At 59.3% G+C, this 25,349-nt stretch carries 25 protein-coding genes; 5 read left to right on the top strand and 20 right to left on the bottom strand.

Features of this window, described 5'->3' with window-relative positions:
- Positions 1-1,098: 1,098 nt before the first annotated feature.
- Positions 1,099-1,569, bottom strand: a complete 471-nt coding sequence (locus tag ACVIHF_RS01725) for a hypothetical protein (protein WP_253610142.1) — start codon at positions 1,567-1,569, stop codon at positions 1,099-1,101.
- Between the two features lie 340 nt (positions 1,570-1,909).
- Between ACVIHF_RS01725 and ACVIHF_RS01720 the strand changes: the two genes are divergently transcribed.
- A complete protein-coding gene (locus ACVIHF_RS01720; protein ID WP_253610141.1) occupies positions 1,910-2,281 on the top strand; it encodes a DUF6088 family protein in 372 nt (123 codons plus the stop codon).
- Between the two features lie 297 nt (positions 2,282-2,578).
- Entirely contained in the window at positions 2,579-3,679 is a 1,101-nt protein-coding gene (locus ACVIHF_RS01715; protein ID WP_253610140.1) for a hypothetical protein, read from the top strand.
- Positions 3,680-3,857: 178 nt separating this feature from the next.
- On the opposite strand, the gene ACVIHF_RS01710 is transcribed toward ACVIHF_RS01715, so the two are convergent.
- The 6 genes from ACVIHF_RS01710 to ACVIHF_RS01685 all read right to left on the bottom strand — a co-directional run bounded on the left by ACVIHF_RS01710 (position 3,858) and on the right by ACVIHF_RS01685 (position 6,505).
- Positions 3,858-4,127, bottom strand: a complete 270-nt coding sequence (locus ACVIHF_RS01710; RefSeq protein ID WP_253610139.1) for a DNA -binding domain-containing protein — start codon at positions 4,125-4,127, stop codon at positions 3,858-3,860.
- A 289-nt stretch (positions 4,128-4,416) separates the two neighbouring features.
- Positions 4,417-4,668 (bottom strand): hypothetical protein, encoded by a 252-nt coding sequence (locus ACVIHF_RS01705; RefSeq protein WP_253610138.1) that lies wholly within the window; start codon positions 4,666-4,668, stop codon positions 4,417-4,419.
- 292 nt (positions 4,669-4,960) lie between these two features.
- A complete protein-coding gene (locus ACVIHF_RS01700; protein ID WP_253610137.1) occupies positions 4,961-5,242 on the bottom strand; it encodes a helix-turn-helix domain-containing protein in 282 nt (93 codons plus the stop codon).
- A 3-nt stretch (positions 5,243-5,245) separates the two neighbouring features.
- Positions 5,246-5,470 carry a hypothetical protein gene (locus ACVIHF_RS01695; RefSeq protein ID WP_253610136.1) on the bottom strand — a complete coding sequence of 75 codons (225 nt, stop codon included), beginning with the start codon at positions 5,468-5,470 and terminating at the stop codon, positions 5,246-5,248.
- 431 nt (positions 5,471-5,901) lie between these two features.
- Positions 5,902-6,174 (bottom strand): hypothetical protein, encoded by a 273-nt coding sequence (locus ACVIHF_RS01690; RefSeq protein ID WP_253610135.1) that lies wholly within the window; start codon positions 6,172-6,174, stop codon positions 5,902-5,904.
- 172 nt (positions 6,175-6,346) lie between these two features.
- The gene (locus tag ACVIHF_RS01685; protein ID WP_253610134.1) at positions 6,347-6,505 is read right to left on the bottom strand and encodes a hypothetical protein; all 159 of its coding nucleotides are present in this window, start codon (positions 6,503-6,505) and stop codon (positions 6,347-6,349) included.
- 376 nt (positions 6,506-6,881) lie between these two features.
- Between ACVIHF_RS01685 and ACVIHF_RS01680 the strand changes: the two genes are divergently transcribed.
- On the top strand, positions 6,882-7,559 hold the full coding sequence (locus tag ACVIHF_RS01680; protein WP_253610133.1) for an SIR2 family protein: 678 nt from the start codon (positions 6,882-6,884) through the stop codon (positions 7,557-7,559).
- Positions 7,560-7,959: 400 nt separating this feature from the next.
- On the opposite strand, the gene ACVIHF_RS01675 is transcribed toward ACVIHF_RS01680, so the two are convergent.
- From ACVIHF_RS01675 to ACVIHF_RS01625, 11 genes are all read right to left on the bottom strand, one after another.
- Positions 7,960-8,676, bottom strand: a complete 717-nt coding sequence (locus tag ACVIHF_RS01675) for a nitroreductase (protein WP_253610132.1) — start codon at positions 8,674-8,676, stop codon at positions 7,960-7,962.
- Between the two features lie 79 nt (positions 8,677-8,755).
- Positions 8,756-10,534 (bottom strand): ABC transporter permease subunit, encoded by a 1,779-nt coding sequence (locus ACVIHF_RS01670; protein WP_456791477.1) that lies wholly within the window; start codon positions 10,532-10,534, stop codon positions 8,756-8,758.
- 34 nt (positions 10,535-10,568) lie between these two features.
- Positions 10,569-11,678 carry a polyamine ABC transporter substrate-binding protein gene (locus ACVIHF_RS01665; RefSeq protein ID WP_456791476.1) on the bottom strand — a complete coding sequence of 370 codons (1,110 nt, stop codon included), beginning with the start codon at positions 11,676-11,678 and terminating at the stop codon, positions 10,569-10,571.
- Entirely contained in the window at positions 11,668-12,753 is a 1,086-nt protein-coding gene (locus ACVIHF_RS01660) for an ABC transporter ATP-binding protein (protein ID WP_253610129.1), read from the bottom strand. Before ACVIHF_RS01660 ends, ACVIHF_RS01665 begins: the two co-directional genes overlap by 11 nt.
- 9 nt (positions 12,754-12,762) lie before the next feature.
- On the bottom strand, positions 12,763-13,917 hold the full coding sequence (locus ACVIHF_RS01655) for a M24 family metallopeptidase (protein WP_456791475.1): 1,155 nt from the start codon (positions 13,915-13,917) through the stop codon (positions 12,763-12,765).
- A 300-nt stretch (positions 13,918-14,217) separates the two neighbouring features.
- On the bottom strand, positions 14,218-15,447 hold the full coding sequence (locus ACVIHF_RS01650; protein WP_253610127.1) for an SfnB family sulfur acquisition oxidoreductase: 1,230 nt from the start codon (positions 15,445-15,447) through the stop codon (positions 14,218-14,220).
- An 8-nt stretch (positions 15,448-15,455) separates the two neighbouring features.
- Positions 15,456-16,394 (bottom strand): arginase family protein, encoded by a 939-nt coding sequence (locus ACVIHF_RS01645; RefSeq protein ID WP_253610126.1) that lies wholly within the window; start codon positions 16,392-16,394, stop codon positions 15,456-15,458.
- Complete coding sequence (locus ACVIHF_RS01640; RefSeq protein ID WP_253610125.1) at positions 16,391-17,518, bottom strand: ABC transporter substrate-binding protein; 1,128 nt, start codon at positions 17,516-17,518, stop codon at positions 16,391-16,393. The genes ACVIHF_RS01645 and ACVIHF_RS01640 overlap by 4 nt, the downstream gene beginning before the upstream one ends.
- Positions 17,519-17,529: 11 nt before the next feature.
- The gene (locus ACVIHF_RS01635; protein ID WP_253610124.1) at positions 17,530-18,306 is read right to left on the bottom strand and encodes an ABC transporter permease; all 777 of its coding nucleotides are present in this window, start codon (positions 18,304-18,306) and stop codon (positions 17,530-17,532) included.
- 47 nt (positions 18,307-18,353) lie between these two features.
- Complete coding sequence (locus ACVIHF_RS01630) at positions 18,354-19,244, bottom strand: ABC transporter permease (protein WP_253610123.1); 891 nt, start codon at positions 19,242-19,244, stop codon at positions 18,354-18,356.
- On the bottom strand, positions 19,241-20,461 hold the full coding sequence (locus tag ACVIHF_RS01625; RefSeq protein WP_253610122.1) for an ABC transporter ATP-binding protein: 1,221 nt from the start codon (positions 20,459-20,461) through the stop codon (positions 19,241-19,243). The genes ACVIHF_RS01630 and ACVIHF_RS01625 overlap by 4 nt, the downstream gene beginning before the upstream one ends.
- A 439-nt stretch (positions 20,462-20,900) precedes the next feature.
- Here ACVIHF_RS01625 and ACVIHF_RS01620 point away from each other — a divergent pair, with 439 nt between their 5' ends.
- Positions 20,901-21,683, top strand: coding sequence for an MBL fold metallo-hydrolase (locus tag ACVIHF_RS01620; protein ID WP_253610121.1), 783 nt, complete (start codon positions 20,901-20,903; stop codon positions 21,681-21,683).
- A gap of 74 nt (positions 21,684-21,757) precedes the next feature.
- Here ACVIHF_RS01620 and ACVIHF_RS01615 read toward each other — a convergent pair whose 3' ends face one another.
- Positions 21,758-22,327 (bottom strand): TetR/AcrR family transcriptional regulator, encoded by a 570-nt coding sequence (locus ACVIHF_RS01615; protein ID WP_253610120.1) that lies wholly within the window; start codon positions 22,325-22,327, stop codon positions 21,758-21,760.
- A 131-nt stretch (positions 22,328-22,458) separates the two neighbouring features.
- Complete coding sequence (locus ACVIHF_RS01610) at positions 22,459-23,469, bottom strand: helix-turn-helix domain-containing protein (protein ID WP_253610119.1); 1,011 nt, start codon at positions 23,467-23,469, stop codon at positions 22,459-22,461.
- 285 nt (positions 23,470-23,754) lie between these two features.
- Here ACVIHF_RS01610 and ACVIHF_RS01605 point away from each other — a divergent pair, with 285 nt between their 5' ends.
- Entirely contained in the window at positions 23,755-25,242 is a 1,488-nt protein-coding gene (locus tag ACVIHF_RS01605) for an MFS transporter (RefSeq protein ID WP_253610118.1), read from the top strand.
- Positions 25,243-25,349 lie beyond the last annotated feature (107 nt).

The raw sequence follows: 25,349 nt of genomic DNA, 5'->3' as shown, positions 1-25,349 counted from the left end.
AAGCGTGGACTAATCTCGCACCTAATTCAAACAGCCACTCACGGCCCATTCACTCACGCCGCCATCGTGGGTAACTATAATTTAGCTCATGAGTCTATGCCCAGCGGCATCGGAACGCGTCCAATCCGAAAATACGTCGAGAACTATGAATATGTCGTCGTTCTCAGTCATCATTTTCTTCGAGAGAAAAGCTCACAGAAGAATCTAATCTTGTTCCTCGAAGGTCAGAAGGGCTCGTATGGTCTTCTCGCCGCTCTGCGCGCAACGATACAGGGCGGAATGTTGGCACGCAAAGCCGGCCGGCAACGTTCGTCCTATCGCCCAGTTACTCCTACATGCTCAGGATTTGTCCGCCGAGCGCTTGTCGCTTGTGGTGTTTGGGCCCTTGATCAAAATGCCGACCTCGCGACGCCGACTGATATCGCCAATGCGGCATGTTTTGCTGTGCGCGGTATTCTATCTGATCACTGGCCGATAGTGCCTCATCTCAAGGATTCGACTTTCTCACTCTATGATGTACGAGAGTGCCCAGCCCATAAGATTGACAAGACTACGAAGAGAAAGGGCCAAGTACAGGATGTTAACCCGACGTCCGACACCCTCGACCGCATCCCGTGACCCGGATCTAGCCCCCAAACAGTTCCGGGGCACCGGGTGTTCTCGAGGGAGAAGGCCTATGTCCGAAAATTGCTTCATATTTCGGACATCCTTCGGCTGTGACTGGATCGTACGCACTCATACCGACCGCGGCAATGATCGACGAGCTGGTGCGGAACTATGCGAACGTGACGTCAATGATCTTCGGCAACGCCCCTCGGTTCGAGCACGTCCTGACGTCAATGAAAGAGATCGAACGCACCCCTAATAGGGCACGATGATAGGATCAAGAAATTGTCTATGCGCATTGGGCGCTCGACATTTACGACTACGACGATAACGGCACACATGAGGTCGGGTTCGTGCCGCGTCCGCTGCGTCTGCCGGAAGAAAGGCTCAACGCCGACGAGGCCTCGGTCCATATCCTGAAGGACCGTCGGATCGACGCGATTGCCGTGCGTCATTAGAAAAAACCAGCCGAATGGAAGGCCGACTTCGCGGTCAATCGCAGCGACATTCCCACCTGCCAGCCTCCAATTGACCAAGCCGCGATGGTGAGACTGTAGGCCCATCTCGCATCCGCGCGCATAGGGCCAAACGTGGATTCAGGTTGCCCGCGCTGTAGAGTGAGTCCTTCAGAACCGAGGCGGCGAAGGCTGTCGGCGCGCCACGCTGCATGGGACCAGGCTTTGCCGGAAAGACGAACTTCAGCCCGTAGGTGATGAAGTCGCGCAGGTTCCTGCGATTGGGATCCGGGCGGCCGGTCATCCGGTCCTTGATTGCCATGGCTGATGCAAGGCTGCGCTTGATCGAGGCGGCGATTTCCGTTTTGCTGATTCCGAGGGAGGCCTCGAGGCCCCGCACCGAGTACGGGTCTTCGCCGTCCTTGCGGAAGGGATCTATCCCGGCTGCGCGCTCATAATCCTGCAAGCACACGAGCTTCAGCAGGACGACAATATCTTGGCTCTTCATGGTTCCGTGAGTGTCCTCCGTCCTAGGACTGAGGACAGTAAGCACGCTCATGGGCCCACATGTCAATTTATCCGGGCCATATCAACCCGTTACGACCTCGACGGGTCCAGTTCAAATCATGAGTTCTGCGGAAAGGAACCACACGTCCGAAGAATGCCGCATGGTTCGGACATGGACATCCTTGCTCTGACCGAACTTTGCATCATATTTCGGACATGCTTAATCGAGCGACCACAGACATCCGGCCGCGACTTGTTGCCCGCATCGAGATGACACCGACAGAGTATGGACACCCGGCGACTTCGCGGATCTCGGCAGCCGCGCGGCCGTCGACAAGACGTTGCAGCGCCTGGTCGCGGCTGGTGAGTTGCGCCGCATCGACCGCGGACTTTACGACCGGCCGCGAAGGAGCAACATCACAGGCAAGCTGACGGTCCCCGACTATCGCGCGGTCATCAGAGCTGTGGCGCGCCGCGACCAGGCCCGTGTCGTGGTCGATGGGATGACTGCCGCGAATGATCTCGGCCTCACCACGGCCGTGCCGGCACGCATCGAGGTTCTGGTCGACGCTCGCCTAAAGCCGATCAGGCTTGGAAAGCAGGTGATCCATTTCAAGTCGGCGGCACCCAGCCGTCTTTATTGGGCGGGACGTCCAGGCATGCGCGTCGTTCAGGCGCTCTATTGGATGCAGGACAAGATGGGCGGGGGATGACGATCGACGCGCGATAAAGAACAGCCTCAACAGGCTGTTCACCAACCCGCAGCATGGAAAGAAGATTCGCGACGATCTCCGTGCGGGTCTTTCAGCTATGCCGATCTGGATGCAGGACTTTCTCAGGCCCTTGCTCGAGCCTAACGACGCAGTGGAGGATCACTCGTGAGGAGCGCAACCTACAAGGAGCTCATCGCCGGCGCACCCGGCGAAATCTCGATCTGTTCTTGACGATCGCGAACCGGCTCGGACGAAAAACCAGCAAGACTCGACAGGCCACAATGATAGGATCAAGGCATGGCTGAGGCTCCAGAGAACATCCCGGTGCGACTGCCCGATCCCGCTTCGATCGAGACGGTTCTCGCACGTCTTCCGGCCGGTGCTGACGAAGCGGCGCTGGCCGCCGCGCTAACTGCCGCGTTCCCTGGTTTCTCATTTTCGACGGCGAACATCGACGATCAGTATTGGCGCGACAAGCGCTCGGTGATCGCCGCGGACGGAACACGGATCGCAGAATACCGGCCGTGGATGGAAGCCGAGCTTGCCAAGGACAACGGCGACATTCGCGCACTTTGGACTCGATTGCGCGAGAGCGGCCTTCAGATTTCGGAATGGCACGGCAACACCGTGTACGCCTTCGCGCCGACTGGATCGGGCGCGGCGGACTATGTGCAAATCCGTCTCGGCCGGGAAGTTGAATGGCGCGCCGGGCCGATCGCCAATCCGAAATACTGCCCTTGGAGCAAGGACGAACTACTCGATGCGTCGTGGATCACGCACGACGATATGCCCGACGACAGGGTTATCGCCGGCCCGCTTTTTCGGATGCTGGGGCACGCGGGCAGCAGCGTCGTCCATGTCCGGAGTTTCCTGACGCGGCGCGCGCGCCTCGAGCGCGAGAAGCGCGACGCGCAGCGGACGGAGATGGAGCGCCGCGTGGTGCGGGAAGTGACGCGGGAGGGCACGACCGAGACGCCGTTCCTGGAGTTGGTGCCGGACTGGTTCGACTACGTGCCACGGGAGATTCGTTTCTTCCAGGATTGGGAAGAATCCAGCGCTTCGGCCGAGCGTGTCTACGCGCACTGGGCGCTCGACATTTACGACTACGACGATAAATGCACGCGCGAAATCGGATTCGTGCCGCGCCCGTTGCATCTGCCGGAAGAAAGGTTCATCGCTGGCGACGCCTCGGTCCATATCCTGATGGATCGCGTCGAAGCCATCGACCGTGAGGCCGGGGTCCCATTTGGCTGGTTCTTCCTGATGACCCATGGTAACCGGGTTGAGCCAGAGGTTGGTCAAGCAATCGCCAAGGGCCTGCGTGACCAGCGCGTGGTCTTACCCGATCGGGACGCGCGCGTACTGCTGCGCTGGGCTGAACGATCTTACGGCTTCTGATAGGACCTCGGCACCGGTCAGAACCCGGTCGCACTCCAAGAATTTTCGCTGGTATCGATATCGCCGTGTTCGAGAGAGAATATGGGATGAAGGACGATCGCGCGCGCTTCGCACGGCACGCTAACCGACATCGCGGGGCCGCTTATGCCAAAATCACAATAGGTTAGTTTGCCACAGGCTAGCCGTGCCTCAGCAGTAGCTTGTAACCGCGTTTGCTCATCCACTTGGCTCTTGCAAGGTGCGTTTCGTACGCAAGCCTGGCACGATCAGGTTCGCCTTTGGGGTCGATGCGCAGCACGATTTCCACGACTTCTCGCCAGTCAGCGCCTTCAGCGTCAGCGTCCAGCATGCGCAGGTACGTTACCGCATGGTCGTGGTCATAGGGCGTGAGCATCTCCTCCGCCGGTGCGGTGGCAGCGACTTTTGGATCAGACGGAATCTCGCACATCGTGCTTTCCTCAACGGTTGCACCAACCGTCTATTGCACGGCATTTGGACCGATTGATGTCTCGGTGATCGGTGCTGAGGTACCACGCAATGGGGCATCGATTATTCCGCAGTGGAAACCGCTGTACGAAACGGACAATCGGTTCGACGAACCGCGGAAGAGCGCGGCATGCGCGAGCGCAATTCATTGATTTGGCGATCTTTCGCGTTGCGCCTCGCGGCCCCTTCTGTCCGGCCTGGCGCAGCATCGGTCTTCCATGTACGTTCTTGCTGACGGGCCGAGCCTAAGCTCACTGCTTGCCGCCAGGGATCACGATCGGCTTCCATGGCTGGGTCTCCCTAATCGAAGCAATCATGGCGTCGACGCTGTCAGCGAGCAGGGGAGACAACTTCGCCGTTGCGGCGTCACTGTTGGCGGCTACGTCCTCCAGAAACCGGATGATGAGGTCCTTGCTGACTATTTCCTTGTGATCGAGGAGCTTGATCAATCCTACGAGGGTGAGTTTCTGCACGAGCAGTCGCGCGAATATTTCGCTGTCCATCTTCAACTCCGATCTTGAGCGCGACAGGACAGTATCAGTCAGCACGACGGTTTAGCTATCGGCGTCGTTCGCGAGGACCACTTCCCGCGTCCGTCTCAAATAACGAGAAGAAAAAGGGGCCGTTCGAGCGGCCTTCCTCCTATAACCACGAGTGCGATGGCAATATTGTGAGTCGTTTGGACACGCCCGTTAACCGTACTTATGCTATTGAAAGGGCTTTAGACGCGTACTGGGAGTCGGGAGATCGCTTGCTCTGGCGCTAAAACACCGGAGGCTTGCATTATATGAATGGCTACTGCCTTTTACGATGCAGATGTGCTGGCTTAGGTCGCTTGGGTGATGTCTTCAGAGTGTCCGCATGGTTAGACGGCTCGGCAAAAAGCTCGGACGGCTGGACGCCGAGCTTTTCGGCGATGCTGTCAAGAACATCAATCGTCGGGTTTTTCGATTGCCGCTCAAGACCGGCCAAGTAGGAGCGGTCGATCCCGGCCGCGCGAGCCAATTTCTCTTGCGAAATACCGCGTTTCAGGCGGATCCGACGGACGTTCCAGGCCAGCAGCGCGCGAGGTTTCATGCGTCAGAGCATGCCATTCGTCCGGCCGGTTAAAACACTGGCTATAGTCCACCATTTAAAATCTAAATCCTCGTTGTCGCCGCTCAATGCCGCCGGCAGGACAGCAACCTGCAGAACAAGTTCGATATGGCGTGCCGGAAACATGATCGAACGTTGGGCGGCGAGGACCTCCTGCAACTGCACCCGGGCCGAGCGATCTAACGGAAAAAGACCAACAGCGCTCTTCAAATACGCGGCGGGTCACCCACTCCACATTCGCAAGGTACGCTTCGTACGATCGCCCAGGCGCAGTCAAGTTCGCGCAGCCGATCGATAATCGCAGCACGGCTTCCATCAGGTCGCGCTATTCAGTTTCTTCGTGTCCGCTACGCTGCGCGATCTTCCGAACATCCGGAACGTTTATGGCCCCATCAATTCGCGATGAGAACAGACCGAGCAAGTGCGAACGGAACGACTCCATGGCGTTCAACCCGAACGGTAGCCCGCTTTCTGTGACGGCAACGGCTGCAGTCATCCCATTATATCCTTCCAAAAATATTCTCCCGCAGCTTCCCTTTCGTCAACAAGCGACGGAAAGAACTTTGGGGGGCGGCGATCATCAATCGCCAAGAGCGCAAGATTCTGGCAGGGCGTGTATCGTTACTCTTCCAATACAGCCGTTAGCGCGCCTTGGCGGCGGTATTCACCACTTGCAGGTTATCGAACGCCTGGAAGAGGCGCGTATCCGGCATGAGGAGACCAAGAATGGGAGCATCATCTAGCGAGAAGCCCGAACTATTACGGTCAATGTTCCTGCGGCGCGTCAGGCCGTCATACAGATCCGCTACGTTCTTGACGAATTGGATCGAGAACGCATGCATCGCTTTCAGCGAGCGAAAGGATTCCCAAATATAAGAAGGGTGGTATTTGTCCGTGATATTGATGATTTCCACTCATGTCGTTCCGCACGCTGCTGCTTCGACTCGGTTAGAGACACCCCGACGGCTGTTCGACGACTCTCGAACAAGCCGAGTTGATTGGGGGCCTGAGGGTAAGTCGGCTCACGGCCGACCAGAAAGACGCGCTTCGCTTTTATCTCCGCGACTTCAGCGCGCTTTTCGGCGGCTAGAACTTCGAGGTCGGCGGCAATGGCGAGATAGTCATCCCGGGAGCTTCCGCGGTGGGCTCATCGGCTGTCTTGAGCGCGTCATTCCGCGCCTCCTCCAGTTGCCTAAGCTCGACCTCGAGCGCCAGCAGCTCCGCGTTGAGATCGTCCAGCGACATCAAGAGTGAGGGTTTTCTTTAGATTGCTCAGGAATGCGGTCTGGACGACGGTCACAAGGCGTAGCAAACGTTCTAGCTCCGCACGCTGCGGCGTCGCTGGTCGCGGCAGCGAGGCGAGTCCGGACGCTGTCTTCCTTCGCCGCGTACGTCGCGAATTTCTGCTCGACTTCATTGCGGGTCATTCCCCCGATGAGGCCGATGGCGGGGCAACGTCAACGTCAGCAGCACCTTGATTGCGCACTGCGCAGGCGGCTTCAATAGTCCCTAGAATACTGCAACGAAAGGTTTGCCGGAGCGCAACAGCGCTCGCGAGATAACCCAATACGATATATTCTGACCACCTCTAATCGCCCACCGGAACACGAAATCAACTTCCATGCCACTCATCCTGCTAACAGGCGCCGGCTTTAGCCGCAATTGGGGCGGCTGGCTCGCCAACGAGGTGTTCGAATATTTGCTTGGACAAGACGGCCTCCACCTGCGCACGCGTGAACTGCTTTGGGATCACAAGGAGCGCGGAACCGGATTTGAAGGCGTCTACCAAGCTCTCCCACCCGGATTGTACAGGCCGATCGATGGTTCTTTCTCGGTGACCGACCGCCATCAACCTTATTTCAAACTGCACGGATCGAGCAACTGGACGTTGCCGGATCGATCCGATCTGATGCTGATCATCGGCGGTAACAAGGTTACCGGGATCAACAGTTCTCCTCTGCTGTCGTGGTATCGTGAGCAGTTCAGAAAGCTGTTGCATGGCGCGAGGGTCGTCATCATCGGATACAGCTTCCAAGACGAGCACATCAACGATGACCTTATGAACGCAGCAAAGACCGGCGCGCGTTTCTTCGTTGTCGATCCGTCGGGTGTCGACATCATCGACAAGCGCAAGCTGGCACAAATTCCCCAACCGCGAGAGCCTCTGATGGAGACACTCATGAGGAATATCGATGGCGCCTCGCGACGTCCGCTTCGCTCGACCTTTGACGGCGATGAAATCGAGTGGCGCAAGCTGGATCATTTTATGACGGCGGATTCGCGGGGGTTGAGGCCCTGATCGAGGGTGATTTCTTTCGTGAATCCAAGGAAGCCGCTGCGCGACCTCTTCAAGCCTCTAATCTACTCAGGCAACGCGTCAACCAAGCGAGAAAGCGCCCTCTCCCCGGAAGCGGAAAGGGCTGTCGTGGTTCAGACGGCGGATTGCCGTTGCTTCGCTTCGAACAGTTCAACGATCGCGGTGTTGTCGGCACGCTGCTACGCATCGCCCCAGCACACAAGGTCATATTGCTGATGGTTTCGTGGGTATCGGTCGTCTGGGCTGTCCCCTCGACCAAGAGACCGTGAATCATAATTAGAAGATCTATGCAGTTAATTGAATCTGCGCTCAACGCTCACACGATGCAACAGATTTTTGTCGCTCATGCGGGCACTTGATCGATATCACGATTGGGCTCAAATCAACTGAAGCCGAGCAGGACGGTCCAATCTGAAATCGGATCTCGCCTGGTTCTGAGTGTGTTGATGGGATCTTCGTCTGCAAAGCCCAAGGCCATCCCGCAGAAGACCAATTCCTCGGCGGATAAGTCGAGCAATTCCGTTAGGGTTTTTGGGTAGCGTGACCAGTACTCCTGTGCACAGGTCGCCAGTCCTTCTTCGACCGCCAGGAGCATCATCGTCTGGATAAAGATACCGAGGTCCGCCCACTGCGGTGGGCCGAACCTTCGGTCGAGACAGAAAAACAGCCCGACAGGTGCGCCGAATAGCTGCCCGTTTCGAGCCAGATGCTGCAGCCGACCTGCCCGATCTTCCCTCGGAATGCCGATCACAGCATAGAGATCCTCGCCGTACTCCCAGCGTCGGCGCCGATAGGGGTCCCACAGCGAGTCTGGATAAATTTGATATTCCGGGGGCTCCCCAAGCGGATTTGCGCTCGCGCGCCTCTTGAGTTCATCGAGCGGGCTACCGGTGAGCGCGTAGACGCGCCATGGCTGGAGATTGCCTCCCGAAGGGGAGCGACGGGCCCTCTCCAGCAGCGAGCGCACCCGCTCTTTGGAAACTGGATCGGGCTTGAAGGAGCGGACCGACATGCGCCGCTCGAGGGCCTCGGAGACATTCATACGACCACCCATATTTCGGGCGCAAGAAAACTGTACCAGGCGCGCCACAATTTTCATGAAAGTTGTACCAGGCCTGTCCGCAGGGTCCTTCGTCGATGTAGGGCAACGAAAGGCGAATTTGCCAGCCACTTGACCGTCACGAGGCAGGACTTGCGGCAGTATCGCGCGGATCTTCTGACTTGCGCGAACGGATCATTTTGATCTTCTCTCCTGTGCCTTTCGCTTTTCTCAGAATCACCAGGAGCATTGATGCTGCCAACAGCGCAGCCAATTGGAACGCGCCGACCACGGCTGTCTTTGGGCTGATTTCCAGATGAATATCCTGCCACATCAACATTGCGAGTGGCGTTTTGGACGGCGAGCTCAAGAACATGCTCAAGACGAGATCGTCGAACCCGGCGAGGACGGCGAAGAGGAAAGCGCTGGACAATGCGGGAATGAGAAGTGGCAGCGTAACGGTCAAGAATGCTGCCATCGGGGTGGCTCCCAAACCGACTGCCGCTCGCTCGACATCGATGTCGCTGTTTTGCAGGGCAGCGGTCATGATAATGACCACGTAGGGAAATCCTAGCACGGTAAAGCCGAGCCAGAAACCAACGATGGTGCCGTTGAGATTTAGCGCAACGGCGAGGAAGAACAACCCGATACCAAGCACGATTTGCGGAAGAATCATCGGGACAATCGCAGCCAGCCACATGATCCTGCGTGCACGCAAGGCGCCTCTGGTTACCGAAATGCTATAAGCTGTCCCGACCAGCGATGCCGTGGAAGCGGAAAGTACGGCCATACTGAAGCTGAACACTGCGGCGTCGCGCCAGCGCTGGTCGCCGAGCAGGGAGTTAAACCAACGTGTAGAAAAGCCCGGAGGCGGGAAGACGAGATAGGGCGCATTGCTGAACGCAATCATGACGACGACGATCATTGGTGCCAGCAGGAACAGTAGTACCAAGGCGGAGAGGATCAGAAGACAAGGACTGGCGAGAAAAGCCATCGCGTCGCACAAATCGACGAGCGCCACCGCCACCTGATCGATACCCGTTCGCCGATACCAGGCAGCACCGCGCAGGCCGCTCCCGGTTCCTGCGGACCGCCATCGATCGTTCGCGGCCGGCCCCAGAGGAACGACGTTTCGGCGAAACAGGACCAAAAACCCGCTGACCCCAAAAAACAGTATGCACGCCAGGGCGGCGGCGAAATCGAAATCCGCCAACGTCGAGACGCGGACTTCAATCGCCTGGGCCACCAGGTAGTCGCCGGGGGCCCCGAGCATGGCTGGCGTGATGTAAAAGCCAAGGGCACACAAAAAGACCAGTGCGCAGCCCGCTGCCAATCCCGGACGCGAGAGCGGAAAGACGACCGTCCAGAAGACGGTCGCTGGGCCACCGCCAAGGCTCTGCGCAGCTTTGATCAACGCCGGATCAAGTCTCCGCAGGGCACCGTAGAGCGGCAGGATCATCATCGGCAGAAGGATGTGAACCATGCCGACATAGCTGCCAAAGCTGCTGAAGACCAGCGGCAGCGGCTCGCTCGTCAGCCCGATGGAAATGAGAAGCCGGTTTACAATGCCGGAGCTGCCGAGGATCGCGATCCAGCTATAGGACCGGATCAGGACGCTGGTCAGATAGGGAATCACCACCAGCATCATGATCGGAGCGGCATACCGACGGATCCGGGTCGCGACGAAATAGGCATAGGGATATCCCAACAACGCACACAGCCCGGTGACGGAAAACGCCATCCAGAGGGTCTTGAGGAAAATTCCAAAAAAGACCGGGGCACGAACGATCTGTGCGTATGCTTGAGTGCTCCAATGCCCTTGATGCCGCAGGCTCATCCAGACGACGATTGCCATTGGCAAGGCGTAGCCCGCCGCGAGAAGCGCAACGCCCGGCAGAGGGAGAGCTAGCCGTTTCACTTGTCTGCATCCCCTGCCGGAGAAATTGGCGATGCTAGCCTCCGGCGACCCACCGTTCCCACTCTACGATGGCACGTCGCAGGCCGGTTTCTCCGGTGGCATCCACCGCATTCCAGAAGGCATAATCCTGCACAATCTGCCGCTCTTTGAGCCCAGGCGCGGTAGGCATCAACTCTGCCCGCTGTTTCGAGAGGTGTTCGAAAGCGCGAGCGTTGGTGGGTCCATAGGTGATCAGCTCGGAGAATCTCGCCTGAGGCTCCGGGCGGCTCATATAGGCGATGTATTTCTGTGCGTTCTCGCTGCTCTCGGCTCCTTTTGGAACAGCCCAGGCGGCCCATTGCAGAATGCCCTGGTCCCAGCTCTTGCCAATCCTTGCCCCCTGATCGTTCGCGCCATCGATGCGCCCATTCCAGGCGCTACCAACCGTTGCCTGTCGATCGACCTGGAGCTGCACCGATTCAGCACCACTGGCCCACCACTTGACGACGTTGCTTCGCAGATTGTCGAGGCTGCGGAAGGCTCGCTTCCAGTCCAGCGGATAAAGCTTTTCGGGCGGAACGCCGTCGGCCAGCAGCGCGATCTCATAGGTTGCGCCATCTGCGGCATTGGTCCCGGCGGCAAGTGTCCGCCGTCCGGGAAAATCCCGCGAATTCCATAGATCGGCCCAAGTCGAAGGAGTCCGGCTCCCCAACTTCTCGGCTTCATACGCAATCAGCATCGAGTAGATCATCGCCGGTGCGTAGTTCGTCTCGGCCGCAACGACGTCATAACCCTCTCTGTCCTTGCCCGCCCAGAGGTCGTAGTCAATGGGAAGCAGCAGCTTGTCCTTCTCGAAGTTAGCGATCGCGCCTCCGGAGAGCAGAGCGACGTCGTGTTTTGGGGCCCCCGCCAGGACTGTCGCCAACTGCACGCCGGAGGCAACGCCTGGCTGATGAATGACCTTGATTCCGGTTTCCGCTTGGAAAGGTTCAGAGTAGGCCTTCAGCTGAGCGATCCCCATCGACCCGCCGCCGTCATGGACGACCACGGTGCCGCTGCCTTTCAACGTTGACCCCGCAATGGCTGGTGCCGGAAAGGTGAACCGCCCGCCGCCGGCCAGCGCCGCGCCGCCTAGAAATGTCCGTCGGGAGAGCTTAAGCGGCATGGGACTTCTCCTGATTTGCGACCGGCGATTGGTCAAATAGACGAACGGTGCCCGTACGGAAGCGTAGCGCGGCCACCTCGCCCGGCCGCCAGGCACGCTCGCGCGCGGGCTGTTCGGCGATCAACCGATGTCCGCCCGCCTCCACCAGCACTGTCTGGGTCGAGCCGCTGAAGGCTGTCTCGATGATGCGGCACGCTTGGCCACCCTCGCGCTCGAGGCCGAGCAGGACGTCCTCCGGACGAACTCCGGCCCTTGCGCCTGTTCTCGGACTGTCCGTGGCAAGCGCATGGGCCAGTTCCGTTGCGAATCCATCGACGCGCAGACTGCTGCCGGCAAGCGGCAGGAAATTCGTGCGGCCGATGAAGTCGGCAACAAATGCATCGGCCGGCTGATGATAAAGAGCTGCCGGCGTACCCACCTGACGAAGGCGGCCTTGATCAAGCAGCGCAATCCGATCTGCCATCGACATCGCCTCTTCCTGATCATGGGTGACGAGAATAACGGTGGTCCCGAGCTCTCTTTGAAGCAGCTTGAGTTCGAGCTGCATATGCTGCCGCAGCTTCCTGTCCAACGCACTCATCGGCTCGTCCATCAGAAGCACCGTCGGCCTTGAGATCGTCGCTCGCGCGATCGCGACGCGTTGCTGCTGGCCGCCGGACAGTTCGCCAATCGACCGCGCGCCAAGACCGGTCAGCTTGACGAGATCGAGTGCCGCCGCAACCCGCTGCCGGATTTCGAGGTCGGAACAGCCCCGTCGCCGCAGCGAATAGGCAAGATTCTCTGCGACGGTGAGATGGGGGAATAGCGCATAGCGTTGAAACACCATACCGATGCCGCGCCTGTGGGCCGGCACACGGTCGATGGCTTGTCTGCCGATCAGGATCTGGCCGCGGTCTGCAGATTCGAACCCGGCGATCGTCATCAGAGCGGTGGATTTCCCCGATCCGCTCGGACCAAGAATTGCGAGAAACTCTCCTGCCCGCACGGTAAGGGACAGATCATCGAGCGCGACCGTGGAGCCGTAGGTCTTGCTCAGCGAGCGAACCTCGACGCTTTGCCCATTGATGATGCTCATATCAGGCTCTCACGCGATGAGCGGAAGTGAATGATCAAGCGTCGAAAGACGCTCGGGTGCTTCATCGGTCACGATGAACGTCTCGCCCAGGCTCATCGCAAGGCCAGCTTCGCTGTCGAGAAGGATCATGTGCAGGAAGATCACCATACCCGGCGCAATGGATACTGGATTGCCTGCATAGGCCATTGGCCACTCCTTCCAGGTTGGTGGATAGGAATTTCCGAGGCTATAGCCGCATGCATTGAGTCTCGCGTGCTGGAATCCGTGGCGATCGAGTACCTCGGCGTGAGCATCGAACAAATCACCGAAAGTAGATCCCGGCTTCAGGCGCTGCTGGCAGGCGGAAAGCGCCTCAACCGCTGCGGCATACATGCGATGTTGCGTGGTGCTCGCCTGCCCGACCAACGCTGTTCGCATGAGGGCCACATGGTAGTGACGATATGCCGCCGCGAACTCCACCGTCACCTGATCGATCGCACCGATCGTTCCTTTGCCGGTGAAATAGCGACACTGCAGGGCGTTATCGCCGGCCCCGCAGACGAAACGTCCCGCCGCCGGATCGCCTCCCGCTTTGAGAACCGTGCCGTACAGTTCGGTCAGGATGTCGGACTCGGAATTTCCGGGTGCGCACTTGGCCCGTCCGTTTCGCCATGCCACATCGGCAATGCGGCCGGCCTCGCGAACATAGACTAGTTCGGCGGGAGACTTGATGAGACGCAGAGCCGAGATCAACTCCGACGCATCCTCCAGCTTTGCGTCCTTGGCAAAGGCGGCGTCCACCAACTTGCCGCGCTGCGCATTGAGCGTCGTGGCGCCATATTCAACACCTATCCGGCTGCCGAAGGCGAAGCGATCACGGATCTCGCCAAATAGCGTTTCTGCCGGATTTGCGCCATGCCGATCCACCCAGAGGCGCACATCGTCGATTGTCGACGTCAGCCGGGCCTGTCGGATGTCGGCAGAACGCGTCAGCAACACCATATCGCCGGCAGCACCGAACCATAGACACTGAAACTGAGAGTAACCGGATGTGTCATAGCCGGTGAGCCAATACATGCTCTCCTGTCGGAATATCAAAAGCCCCGACAGGCCAAGTCGGCTCAGCTCATTTTGCAGCCGCCGCTGTCGTGCCTCGTACTCGGAGCGCGTGAAGTGAAGCGCCATTTGATCCCCGCAATATGCCCGCCATTGTGAACTCCTCCCGATTCGTCTTGCCTGTCCGATTTCAGGCAAATCAAATCCGACTACTTACGCCCCGAAGCTCATCCCATCGATGGTATTTGGCCCGGATCGAAATCGACTAGGAGCACGAATGACAATTTTCGTGAACATCATGCCAAGCATGAGCGTCTCGTTTTTGCTTTGGTTGCTCGTATCCCACAAATCCTCCCATCGTCAGACCTACGACGCATCCGACCTCTGGCTGATGGCCCAACCCCGCTGATCATCTCGTGGTCCCCATTCTCAAGCCCAGTTATGAAGGGGCGGATTTCGTTCGTTCAGCACATAATTTCCGATCAAATGGTACTTCCAACGCACCGGATCATGCAGCGTATGCGTGCGCGCGTTGCGCCAATGCCGATCGAGGTTGAGGCTTGTGCGAGCACTGCTTGCGCCGCCAAATTCGAATAGCTTGGATGAAGCAAACAGCGCCGTGTCATTTGCCAGCACCTTTGCCTCGGCAACCGCCACGGAGGCGCGCGCAACATCCGCCTCGTCATGATGCTCCCTCATACTATCCGTGATGCGAGCTGCCCGCTCCACCATCGCGCCGGCCGCGTGCACCCTGATTTGCAGATCCCCGAGCGCGGCGATCGTATGAGGGTCATCCTGCGGTCGCTCCACTCCACTGTCGATCCAGGGACGCGACGCCGCGCGCGCAAGCCGTACCGCCTCCGCAAAGGAAGCGCGCGCAATTCCGAGGTCGATCGCGGCATGCAACAGTTGAGCAAAGGGACCGCTCAAGCTTGGGCTGGAAAACGATTTGTGACGCTCCACGACATGCGCTGGATTGACCGCAACATCCTCGGCAATCACCGTGCCGCTTGCCGACGTTCGTTGTCCGAATCCGTTCCAGTCGTCGACGACGGATAAACCGACGGCATCGCGCTCGACATAGGCATAAACGATATTGCCGTCATCGTCGACGCCGGAGATGGGTATCCAGTCCGCAAACAAGGCGTTGGTGCAATAGACCTTATGGGCGTTCAGCCTGAGGCCCTTCGCCGTTCGGCTGATGCGGCTGCGGATATCCTGCACATCCCTTCCGCCGGCTTCGGCGAATGCATTGCCGATCACCTTACCTCGTAACACTTCAGCGAAGAAAAAGCGCTTCTGCTCCTCGGTGCCGATGCGATTGAGGTTCTCGAGCAACAGGTAGTTGTTCTGCGGAAGCTGCCCAATCGACGGATCAGCCTCCGAAATGGTCACCACCACCTCGACGATGGTTTCGAACGAAACCCCGGCTCCCCCGAATTCGGGCCGGATGCCGATGCCCCACAATCCGCTTTGTACAAATTGCCTGACCTCCTCGTGCGGCAGGCGGCGTTCACTGTCGCGTTCGGACGCGCCGGCGGCCAACGCCGGGGCAAGCTCCCGCGCAACGGTCAGCGCTTCCTCGGACGTACGGATTACGCGAGCCGCAGCGTACGAGGAGGCACGATCCAAATGCATGACGGAAGACGCTATATTCATGGCGGTTGCTACCTTTCAAACGGCCGCGCCGACGTCGCCAGGCCAACGAGAAACTCAAAGATCACGTGAGCGCAGAGAAACGCGGCAAGACCTGCGGCGTCGTGGGGCGGGCTGACGCAATTGATGTCGATTGCGACAATGTTCAGGCGGCGGAGCAGCCGTACGATCTGCAAGCCCTCACGCACAGTCACGCCATCCCAACTGGGTGTGATGACGCCAGGCGCCGCCGACGGATCGAAGAAATCCATATCCCAGCAAACATAGACGGGACGACCGGCGAGCCGACGGCTCACTTCGTCGAATACCGCCGTAATACCCCGATCCAGGAGCTCCGCGACCGTTATGAGCTGATAGCCAAGTTGGCGAGCATGCGCATAAAGCCCCTTTGAGGAGACCGGACCGCGCAGCCCGATATGGAACGATGCCGTCGGGTCAAGCAGCCGCGCCTCAACGGCCCGATGGAAGGCTGCCGGTCCAATATTTCCGGTCAGCGGATAGGCATCAGTGTGTGCATCCAAATGCACGACCGCGAGCTCCGGATAGCGGCGTGACACCGCGCGGAGCAGAGGCAGCGTGACGCTGCCGTCCCCTCCAATCATCACTGGAACCGCATTCGTGTTGACGAGAGTGCCGGCGAACACGGCGATAGCCCGCTGGGAGGCGTCGAGGTCACCGTGCTGCACGCGTACGTCCCCGACGTCGACCAGTCCGAGCGCGGCCACGACGTCACAATCGGTGTCGGGATCTACCGCGCGCAACTGGATCGACTGTTCGCGAACGCTCTGGGGGCCAAGCCGCGAGCCCAGGCGCGAGGCGTGCTGTCCGGCATCGAACGGAAGTCCGGCGATGACGGCTCGCGATGACCGCGGTACGCGAGTGACGAACGGCGCGCCCATGAAGGTGAGCGGCGCTGCGGCGTCAATTGGAGCCTCGTCCGCCATGCTCATGACGCGAGCGCGTCGAGATAGCGGTTCTGGACTTCGAAATAGTTTCTGGCGTACCACTCGGCATCGGTCGCCACCTGACGTGCGAGGTTTTCGGGCGAACCGGGATTTTGCTGCTGCAGTTCGGCTGGAACAAGCTTGTTCGCGGCCGGATTGATCGGTCCCCAGCCCAGCCGCGCGAGCAGCGCCACCTGAAGCGCCGGATCTTGCGACAGCGCCACCCAGCGCCATGCATCCTTGGCGTTCTTCGTCCCTTTCAGAACGTTCCACGCAGCAATCAAGAGAATGGCCTCATTGAAGTGATAATTAACCCGCCCCTTCGTGTCCTCCTTCACGCCTTGCGCCCGCGTATTCCAGAGGCTGCCGACCGAGACCTCGCCCGATCGGAGCAACTGCTGGGCCTCGGACGTGTTGCTGTAGAAGATCGTGTCCTTCTTGATCGCGCGGATCTTCTCCAGTCCGCGATCGACATCCAGCGGGTACAGCTTGTCCCGTTCAACGCCGTCCGCCAGCAGGGCCGATTCCAGCACACCCTCGACATTGTTGCGCAACGCACGCCGTCCCTTGAACTTCTGGATGTCCCAGAAATCTTTCCAGGTTCGCGGCGGTGCCGAACTACACTGCGCGCTATCGTAAGTGATGACGAAAGAGAAGAAGTACGAGCCGACGCCCCATTCGGTACGAAACTGGCTTGGCACCGCGTTGAGGTCCACAATGGAATCATCGACTTTTTCCAACAGGCCTTGGCGACCGAGCTCAAGCGCGGACAGGAGGTTGCGGTCGGCCACGTCCCAGGCAATATTGCCTGACTCGACCATTGCCTTGATCTTTCCAGGCGTGGGGCCCGTCGTGTCAAATGCGACACGGTTGCCCGGATAGCGCTTGACGAACTCTGCCGCGAGGACGTCGCGCTGGGCGGGCAGCGCGTCGCCACCCCAATTGGCAACCACAAGCTCGTTCTGCTGCGCAATCGCAGAAGATGAGAAGGTCAGCGAGCCTGCACCGATGCCCAGTGCTGACAAGAGCTGGAGAAAGTGGCGGCGATGGACAGTCTTGCCTTGTGTCACCATCCGGAGCGACCGTTCGAGGTTCTGCATATAATCGGCATCTTGCGAAAAATCAGGCATCACATCTCCTTTCAATTCAAGCGGACCTCTTGGCATCTGACAGCAAAAGGACGGGCGCGGCGTAACGACAGGGCTAAAAGCACCAGCAATGTTGCGGCCAACGCCAGAGTGCCCAACGCTGCAACGATGGGACCAACATTGAGGAAGAGGCTCTGCCAGATTTGCTTCGGCAACGTGTTGACGTTGCGGCTCGTGATAAACAGCGTCACAACGATCTCGTCCCAGGACGTAACAAACGCGAGCACAAAGCCTGCCGCAGTGCCATAACGAATCTGCGGCAACAGCGCCTTCAAGAGCGCTTGGATCGGCGAAGCCCCAAAGCTGCGGGCGAGTTGCATCGTTGCCGGATTCACCGAGGATAACGCGGCGGAAATCGAGAGTATGGCAAACGGCAGGCCCTTGATCGCATGAACGAGTATCGTTCCCGTGAAGCTGTCGAACAGCCCCACGATCGACAGGGCGCGATGGTAGGCAACGGCGTGAACGATCCCGGGCACGATCAGTGGTCCGAGCATCAGTACCCGCAGGAAGCGAACCGCCCCGCCCTGTCGCTGCCATGCACCGAGGCAGAATGCGAGACCGAGCAGGACGGCAAGGCTTGCAGCCGGAAACGCAATGCTGAGGCTATGCAGTAGGCTATCGCGCCATGTCGGGTCGCCGAATAGGCGCTGATAGTGCAGCGTGGACAAGCCATTGTGCGGTAGCGACAGGAAGCGCGTGGCGCTGAACGACATCGGCACGATCGCGAGCAGCGGTAGCACGAGGAATGCTGCCACCAGAAGGGCCATGTACCGCGCGGGCCCGAACGGAACCGCGATTACGGGTGATCGCGCGCTCATGTCTTCGGCTTGGCCGTGGCCAGGTCTAGCAGGTAGCTAAAACGCCATACCAGCCCGCCTGTGACGAGGAGGAGCAATGTGCTCAGCGTCGTTGCGATATCCCAGCGCAGTGTTTCCGTCACCTGGACGGATATGAATTCCGCCACCATGACGGTCTTGCCACCGCCCAGAATGGCGGGCGTCAAATAGAAGCCCAGCGACATGATCGAAGTAATGAACGCCGCGGCTGCCAGCCCGGGACGCGAAAGTGGCAAAAAGATGCGAACGAAAGCTTGGAGGCGACTTGCACCCAGCGACCGCGCCACTCCCGGCAGAGCTCCCTCGATCTGCGCCATCTGGGCGTAGATCGGCAGGATCGCGTAAGGCAACATGTAGTGCACCATGCCCAGCACGACGCCGAATGTATTGCGCACCATCGACAAGGGGTGATGCAGCCAGCCCCAGTGCAGCAGGATGTTGTTGGCGATTCCGCCGGGCGCAAGCAAGGCTATCCATGCGTAGTTTCGGACAAGCACGGAGATCCATAAAGGCAGCAGCACACTGGTAAGCATGAGTCTTCGCGCCGCCGGACTGGCCTGTACCAACCCGTAGGCAGTCACGTATGCCAGGAGCAGCGTAATGCCGACAGTCAGGCAACTGATCCAAAGAGTGTTTCCGACGACCGAACGAACCGTTGGGTTCGCAAGGACAGCCAGATAATTTCCAAATCCAGGCTTCGGCACCAGAAGGCTCAAGCCGACCACCCACGCCAACGGAACGAGGTAAGACACCACAAGCACACAAGCGGAGCCGACCAGCATCCAATCTTGGATGGACCGATCGCGCACGGATGCCACCGGAAGGCAGGGGCGCGGCAGCCCCTTCAGTACCGTCAGCGCAGAGCTCATGCCGCCAGCTCCGACGAAATCGCGGCGAGTTGGGACGGACGCGCATCGCCGTTAGGCAAACACCAGAGCCGTTCGCTGTCGAAGACCAGCCAAACGTCTTCGCCGGCCCCTGTGGGCAATGTGGCGGTAGCAGGCAACGTGACCGACAAGGTGTCATCACCGACAGCAACGACAACGTCAGTCGACGATCCCAGAAAAGTCCGGCTGACGACTTTCCCACGAATTCGGTCGTCGGAATGCGAGGCTCCGCTTCGAACCGCGTCAAGGGTGATGTTCTCGGGACGAACCGCAAGAATGCAGGGACCGGCGGGCGGCGGAACCGCTCCAGGCCTCGCCGCAATCCTGTGGCCGTGCCAGTAAAACTGGATCCGGCCGTCGGCCCCGACGAGCACGGTCGCTTTCAGCAAATTATTCTTGCCGAGAAAGCTCGCAACAAAACGGCTGGCTGGGCGGTCGTAAATCGCGCGGGGCGAACCAATCTGCTCGGCCCGGCCTCGATTCAAAACAACGATGCGGTCGGACAGGGCGAGCGCTTCCTGCTGGTCGTGCGTGACATGGATGAACGTTGTCCCCACCTGCCGATGAAGCCGAACAAGTTCAGCTTGTAAGTCGCGCCGCAACGACGCGTCGAGCGCGCTCATCGGCTCGTCCAGCAACAACAGATCTGGCTCGAAGGACAGTGCGCGTGCCAACGCGACGCGTTGCTGCTGCCCGCCGGAAAGATGCATTGGAAGGCGGTTGCCCACGCCTTCAATTTGCAGGAGCTCCATTACCTCCTGAACACGGTTGTCGATGCGTGTTCCGAGGGTACGGCGGACCCGCAATGGGAAGGCGATGTTTTCATAGGCCGTCAAATGAGGAAAAAGGCCGTAGCCTTGTGGCACGACGCCAAACTTGCGCTTTTCCGGCGGGAGACGCGTGATATCGGCCCCGTTCAGATGGACACAGCCGCGGTCCGGCGCGGTGAAGCCAGCGAGAACTGCAAGCAGCGTCGACTTGCCTGATCCGGATGGTCCCAGCAATGTCAAGAACTCGCCCCGAGCAACGTCGAGCGAAATCGCCTCCAACGCATTCAGCTCGCCGTAGCGCTTGCTGACGCCATCAAGTTTGAGGCAATTCGGTGACATCACGACTCGCTCGCCTTCGTGCGCGGGTCCGACCGAAAGCATGACCGAGGCGACATTCGGATGATCTCGAAATGAATAGGGTTGGCTCAAGAAGCGCCAATGATGTTGTCGCCGATGCGTAATGTCGAGGGCTGCAAGGAAAAAGCGATGAACCCACCACGCTCAGGCTGCGAACACGTTTTCTGTTTCGCGTTTAATCCATTCTTGGAAATGCCGTTGCGTATCGTGCCGCGACAAATGCTGAGTTCAGCGGACCCGACGTAGCAATCGTGTCGACGGAAGGCTGCTCTCGCCGCCACGTGCACGACTACGTTCACGAGCTCGGTCGTTGCATGCCGCCCGTTATGATGACGCCTCATCGCGATCAGCCAAACAGAATGGCATGATATTCACGACAAATGTCATCCCTGCCACTGGCCAGCGCGTATGCGCGCGAACGATCATTCATTACTGTAGGCACACCATTGTCTTTCGATGCTGGCGTCGCCTGAGCCGCAACCTCGAAATCAAGCTCACGAGGAGTACATCTATGAAACTGAGGCTTTTGCGCAATGCCACCCTAAAACTAGAAGTGGCCGGTCGCACGGTCTTGATCGATCCTTTCTTTGCGCCGAGGCACAGTCGGCCTGCAAATGCTGGGCGATCGCGGAATCCGCTGGTCGATCTCCCGACCAGCACCGATGACATTCTCGACGGCGTCGAGCTTGTTATCGTTTCCCATCTACACTCGGATCATTTCGATTCCGTCGCTCAGTCCCTGGTGCCGAAGCAACTGCCGCTGATCAGCCAGCCGGGCGACGAGGACAAGATTCGCTCCTTCGGCTTCGAGAACGTGACGCCACTGACCGACACTATTGATTGGCAAGGCATCAGGCTGACGCGGCGCGACGGACAGCACGGTTTCGGCCCCGTTATCAAGAAGATGGGCCCCGTGATTGGCTTCAGCATCGAAGCTTCGCGCGAACCGACGCTCTACTGGTCGGGCGATACGGTTTTTTATCCGCCCGTCGAAGCGACGATACGCGACACCCGGCCCGACATCATTGTCATCCATCCCTGTGGCGCTCTGTGGGAGGGCGAGCAGATCGCAATGGACGCCGAGCAGGCTGTTGCGGTGTGTAACGCCGCGCCTGAAGCCATTGTCGTCGCAACTCATCTCGATTCGCTGGACCATGCAACGGTCGGCCGCGCCGATCTGCGACAGCATGCGCTCACCCGCGGAATATCTGCCGCGCAACTCCGTATCCCCGACGACGGGCAGACCCTGGAATTCGGCGCCACCATCGGGGCCCGCCATGCCGCAGCAAGCTAACTGGAGCTTGCGGTCGCGCCGATAGTTTCGCAGGCGTACTGCGGGCGTCGGCTTTTGCGGGGAGCCGCCGTACTTCAAACCGCTTCGAGAGGCCCACGTTCTTCGAGCGAAGGTTCAAATGCCTCCCATGCCTTTATGGCCGCATCGCGCTTGCCGCACACATAGGCCATCGCGGTAGCTCCCTCGACAAGAAGCATGATCTGGGTTGCCAATCGCTTGGATGACGCAATTCCCTGGTCGGTCAGGACAGACGCAATATATCGTTCCATGTCACGCTTGTAACGAAGCACGACGCGACGGACTGCAGAATTCCCGTCGTGAATTTCGCCCGCAACGTTGTTGAACACGCAACCTTCAAAATTGGCACGGCGAAACCATTGATCATGCCAAAGGAATATCGCCCTCACCTTGCCGCGCGGGGAGCGGCTCTTGTCAACAAACGCCTTTAGGGACTGCATCGAGCGTCGAGCGCACTCCTCGAGCGCTTCAACGATCAGAGACTCCTTGGATCCGAACTGATTGTACATCGTCATCTTCGTGACGCCGGATTCCGCGATGATGCGCTCGATGCCGATGGCTTGAATGCCTTCGAGCTCGAACAGGCGGATGGCCGTCTCCAGGATTTTTTGTCTCTTCGACTGCATTAGACAAGAACGGATGAGTTTCACTAGCTCAAGACTAGAGTAAGAATGCGCCGGACGCCATAGCAGGCCAGGTCCGTCTTTTAGTATCCTGCGTCGGGGTTTCGCATGCGCCCCGCAGGCAGCGGGACACGCTAGGGCGAGGCACTCTTAAGGCTATGCGGTTCTCGCGGTCGGTAGCTACGGCGCTTTTCCGGGACGGCCTTCTGAAAGCAGGCCCGATAGCGCGTTGGGCTCGTCGCAAGGTGCGCACGAAAATGGTGGCGCAGCGTATCGACCGAGCCAAATCCTGACATCTCGGCAACCTGTTCGATAGAGACCCGCGTATCCTCGAGCAGCGTCTTCGCATGGTTCATCCGCTCGAGCGTGATCCACTCTCCCGGCATAGTGCCTGTTGCATCCATGAACCGCCGGATGAAAGTCCGGCGCGACATGCGCGCCCGCTCTGCCAGCCTCTCGATCGTCAGGTCTTCTTCGAGATTCTGCGTGATCCAGACCAGAAGCTCACCCATAGCATTGCGCACCGGCCGGGTGCGACGCGGAATGTACTGGGCCTGGCCTCCCTCCCGATGCGCCGGAACGACCAATCGGCGCGCAACATCGTTGGCGACGCGGGTCCCGAAATCACGCTCGACGATGTGAATACAAAGATCCAATCCGGCGGCACGGCCCGCAGAACTCAGGATGTCCCCATCGTCCACGTATAGGACGCGGGAATCGACTTCAATATCCGGATACTTTCGCTTGAGCGCTTCGGCCTGAGCCCAATGCACCGCTGCGCGACGTCCCGACAACAGGCCCGTTGCCGCCAGCACGAACACACCCGCACAGATCGTCGCAATCCTCGTGCCGCGGGCATGCGCCGCCTTCAGGCGCTGAAGAATGTTGCGCGGAGGCAGCGCGTCGATATCCTGCCATCCGGGCACGATCACGGTCCCTGCGTCGTTCAGCGCGTCCAGCCCTCTGCTGGCTTTGATTTGAACGCTGCACGAACTCGATGTCGCGCCGCGCTTTTGATCGCCGCAGACCGCCACATCGTACCAGCCGGGCCCCATGTTGGGCAGACCAAACACCTCCATGGCGATTCCTAACTCGAAGGTATTGACCCCGTCATAGGTCAGAATGGCAATCTTCGGAGAGTTCATGCCCGGCACTCCGGTTGACACGATGTTCATGATATTCGGCATTTGTGCCAGTGGTCAACCAAGCAACGCCGCGTCAGGATCGTCCGCAGATGTGTTGCTCAACGCTGAACGCGTAGCGCCGTGATGCGGCGCACATTTACGCGTGACCAACGCTCGGCGCTACGCATAACGCCCGCTGATGAACTGCAAAATCCGCCACACATCCGGCGTCGTCCCTAATCGAAAGTATTCGCAGACGCCATACGAGCAGCAATCTGACGAACACCGCATCCAGGGGAGCTCCCAATGACACTCGCGTCGACCGACCAGAATGCAGCCCAGGGACAGCTCGTCGCTGTTGGGCTTGTCGAAGCTCAAGGCGAGCCTCGACGTGACCGCTGGTTCTCGCTGGCAGTGCTGGTGTCAGGGATATTCATGACGACCCTCGACCTGTTCATCGTCAACGTCGCGCTGGAGCGCATCCGGCAGAACCTGCATGCGAGTCCCGCTGATTTGCAGTTGGTGATGGTTGCTTACAGCGCGGCCTACGGCGTGTTTCTCATGAACTGCGCACGCCTCGGCGATCTGTTTGGCCGAAAGCGGCTGTTTCTGATCGGAACTTGCGTATTCACGGTCGCATCGGCCCTGTGCGGCGCGGCACCATCAGCTGCATTCCTCGTCACAGCGAGGGTCCTGCAAGGGATCGGCGCAGCGCTCCTGATGCCGCAGGTCCTGGCGACCATCCGCGTGTTGTTCGAGGGCGAAGCGCGGCCAAAAGCCTTTAGCATCATGGGTATCGTCCAGGGCCTCGCTTCGCCGATCGCCCAGATCGGCGGAGGCCTGCTCGTCACCTACGATCTGTTTGGCCTCGGCTGGCGCCTGGTCTTCCTGATCAACGTGCCAGTTGGTCTCGCAATGCTCCTGCTCGGCTCGATGTGGATCATCGAAACCCGTGCCCCGGTTCCTGCTCGATTGGACATCAAGGGAGCAATCATCCTTGCCTCGGGTCTGCTAGCCCTGTTCGTGCCGTTCCTCGAAGGCCAGGATCGCGGCTGGCCATGGTGGTCGATCGTCCTTCCCCTCAGTTCGGTGGCCATCTTCTATCTGTTTGCACGCTTCGAGGCCGCACTCGTCCGTCGGGGTCAAGTACCGATATTCGATATCACCATGCTGTCCAATCACCGGCTGCTCGCCGGCGTGATCGGAGTATTCTTGTTCTTTGCTTCTATCAGCTCGTTTTTCCTGTCGCTGACGCTGCTCTTGCAAGCAGGTCTCGGCTACACCCCGCTTGTCGCTGGACTGATCTTCACTCCGACCGCGCTCGCATTCATCACCGCCGCGCGTCTCAGTCCCGCTATCGTGCGGCAAATGGGCGGCCGATCCCTGCTACTCGGTGTCGGCGCCTTTTTCATCGGTCTCACTCTATCCGTGCTCGTCGCTTTCTTCGTTCCGACCAGCGCGCCGTTGTTGGTGGCTTCATTGATCTTCAATGGCTTCGGCCAAGGCCTGACCATTCCACTCGCGCTCAACGCCAATCTCTCCACGGTTCCCGACGCGCAGGCCGGCATGGCCTCCGGTATGGTCGGTACCATGCAGACACTGGGAGCAGCATTTGGCGTAGCGATCGTCGGCGTGATTTTCTTCGCCGATTTGTCGGAACCGCTTGCGCTCACGCTGGAGGCAAGGGCCCACCACTACGGACACGCTCTGGGCACGGCGACCTATTTCAATTTATTCGCCACGGCGCTGAGCGCGCTTTGCTTTCTCTATCTCATCCGTACGAAGCGTACCTAAGCGCAAGCCAGCGGCAAGCGCGCAAGAGCCGTTGTCATCGCAATCGGCGATGTGAGCGCGCGACCTATGTGACATTCATCATTTGAAATTGCGTCACCTACTTTTGT

It is taken from the genome of Bradyrhizobium sp. USDA 4506, from assembly GCF_054058795.1.
The sequence above is the reverse complement of the archived record's forward strand: the minus strand, read 5'-3'. Positions and strand labels throughout refer to the sequence as shown.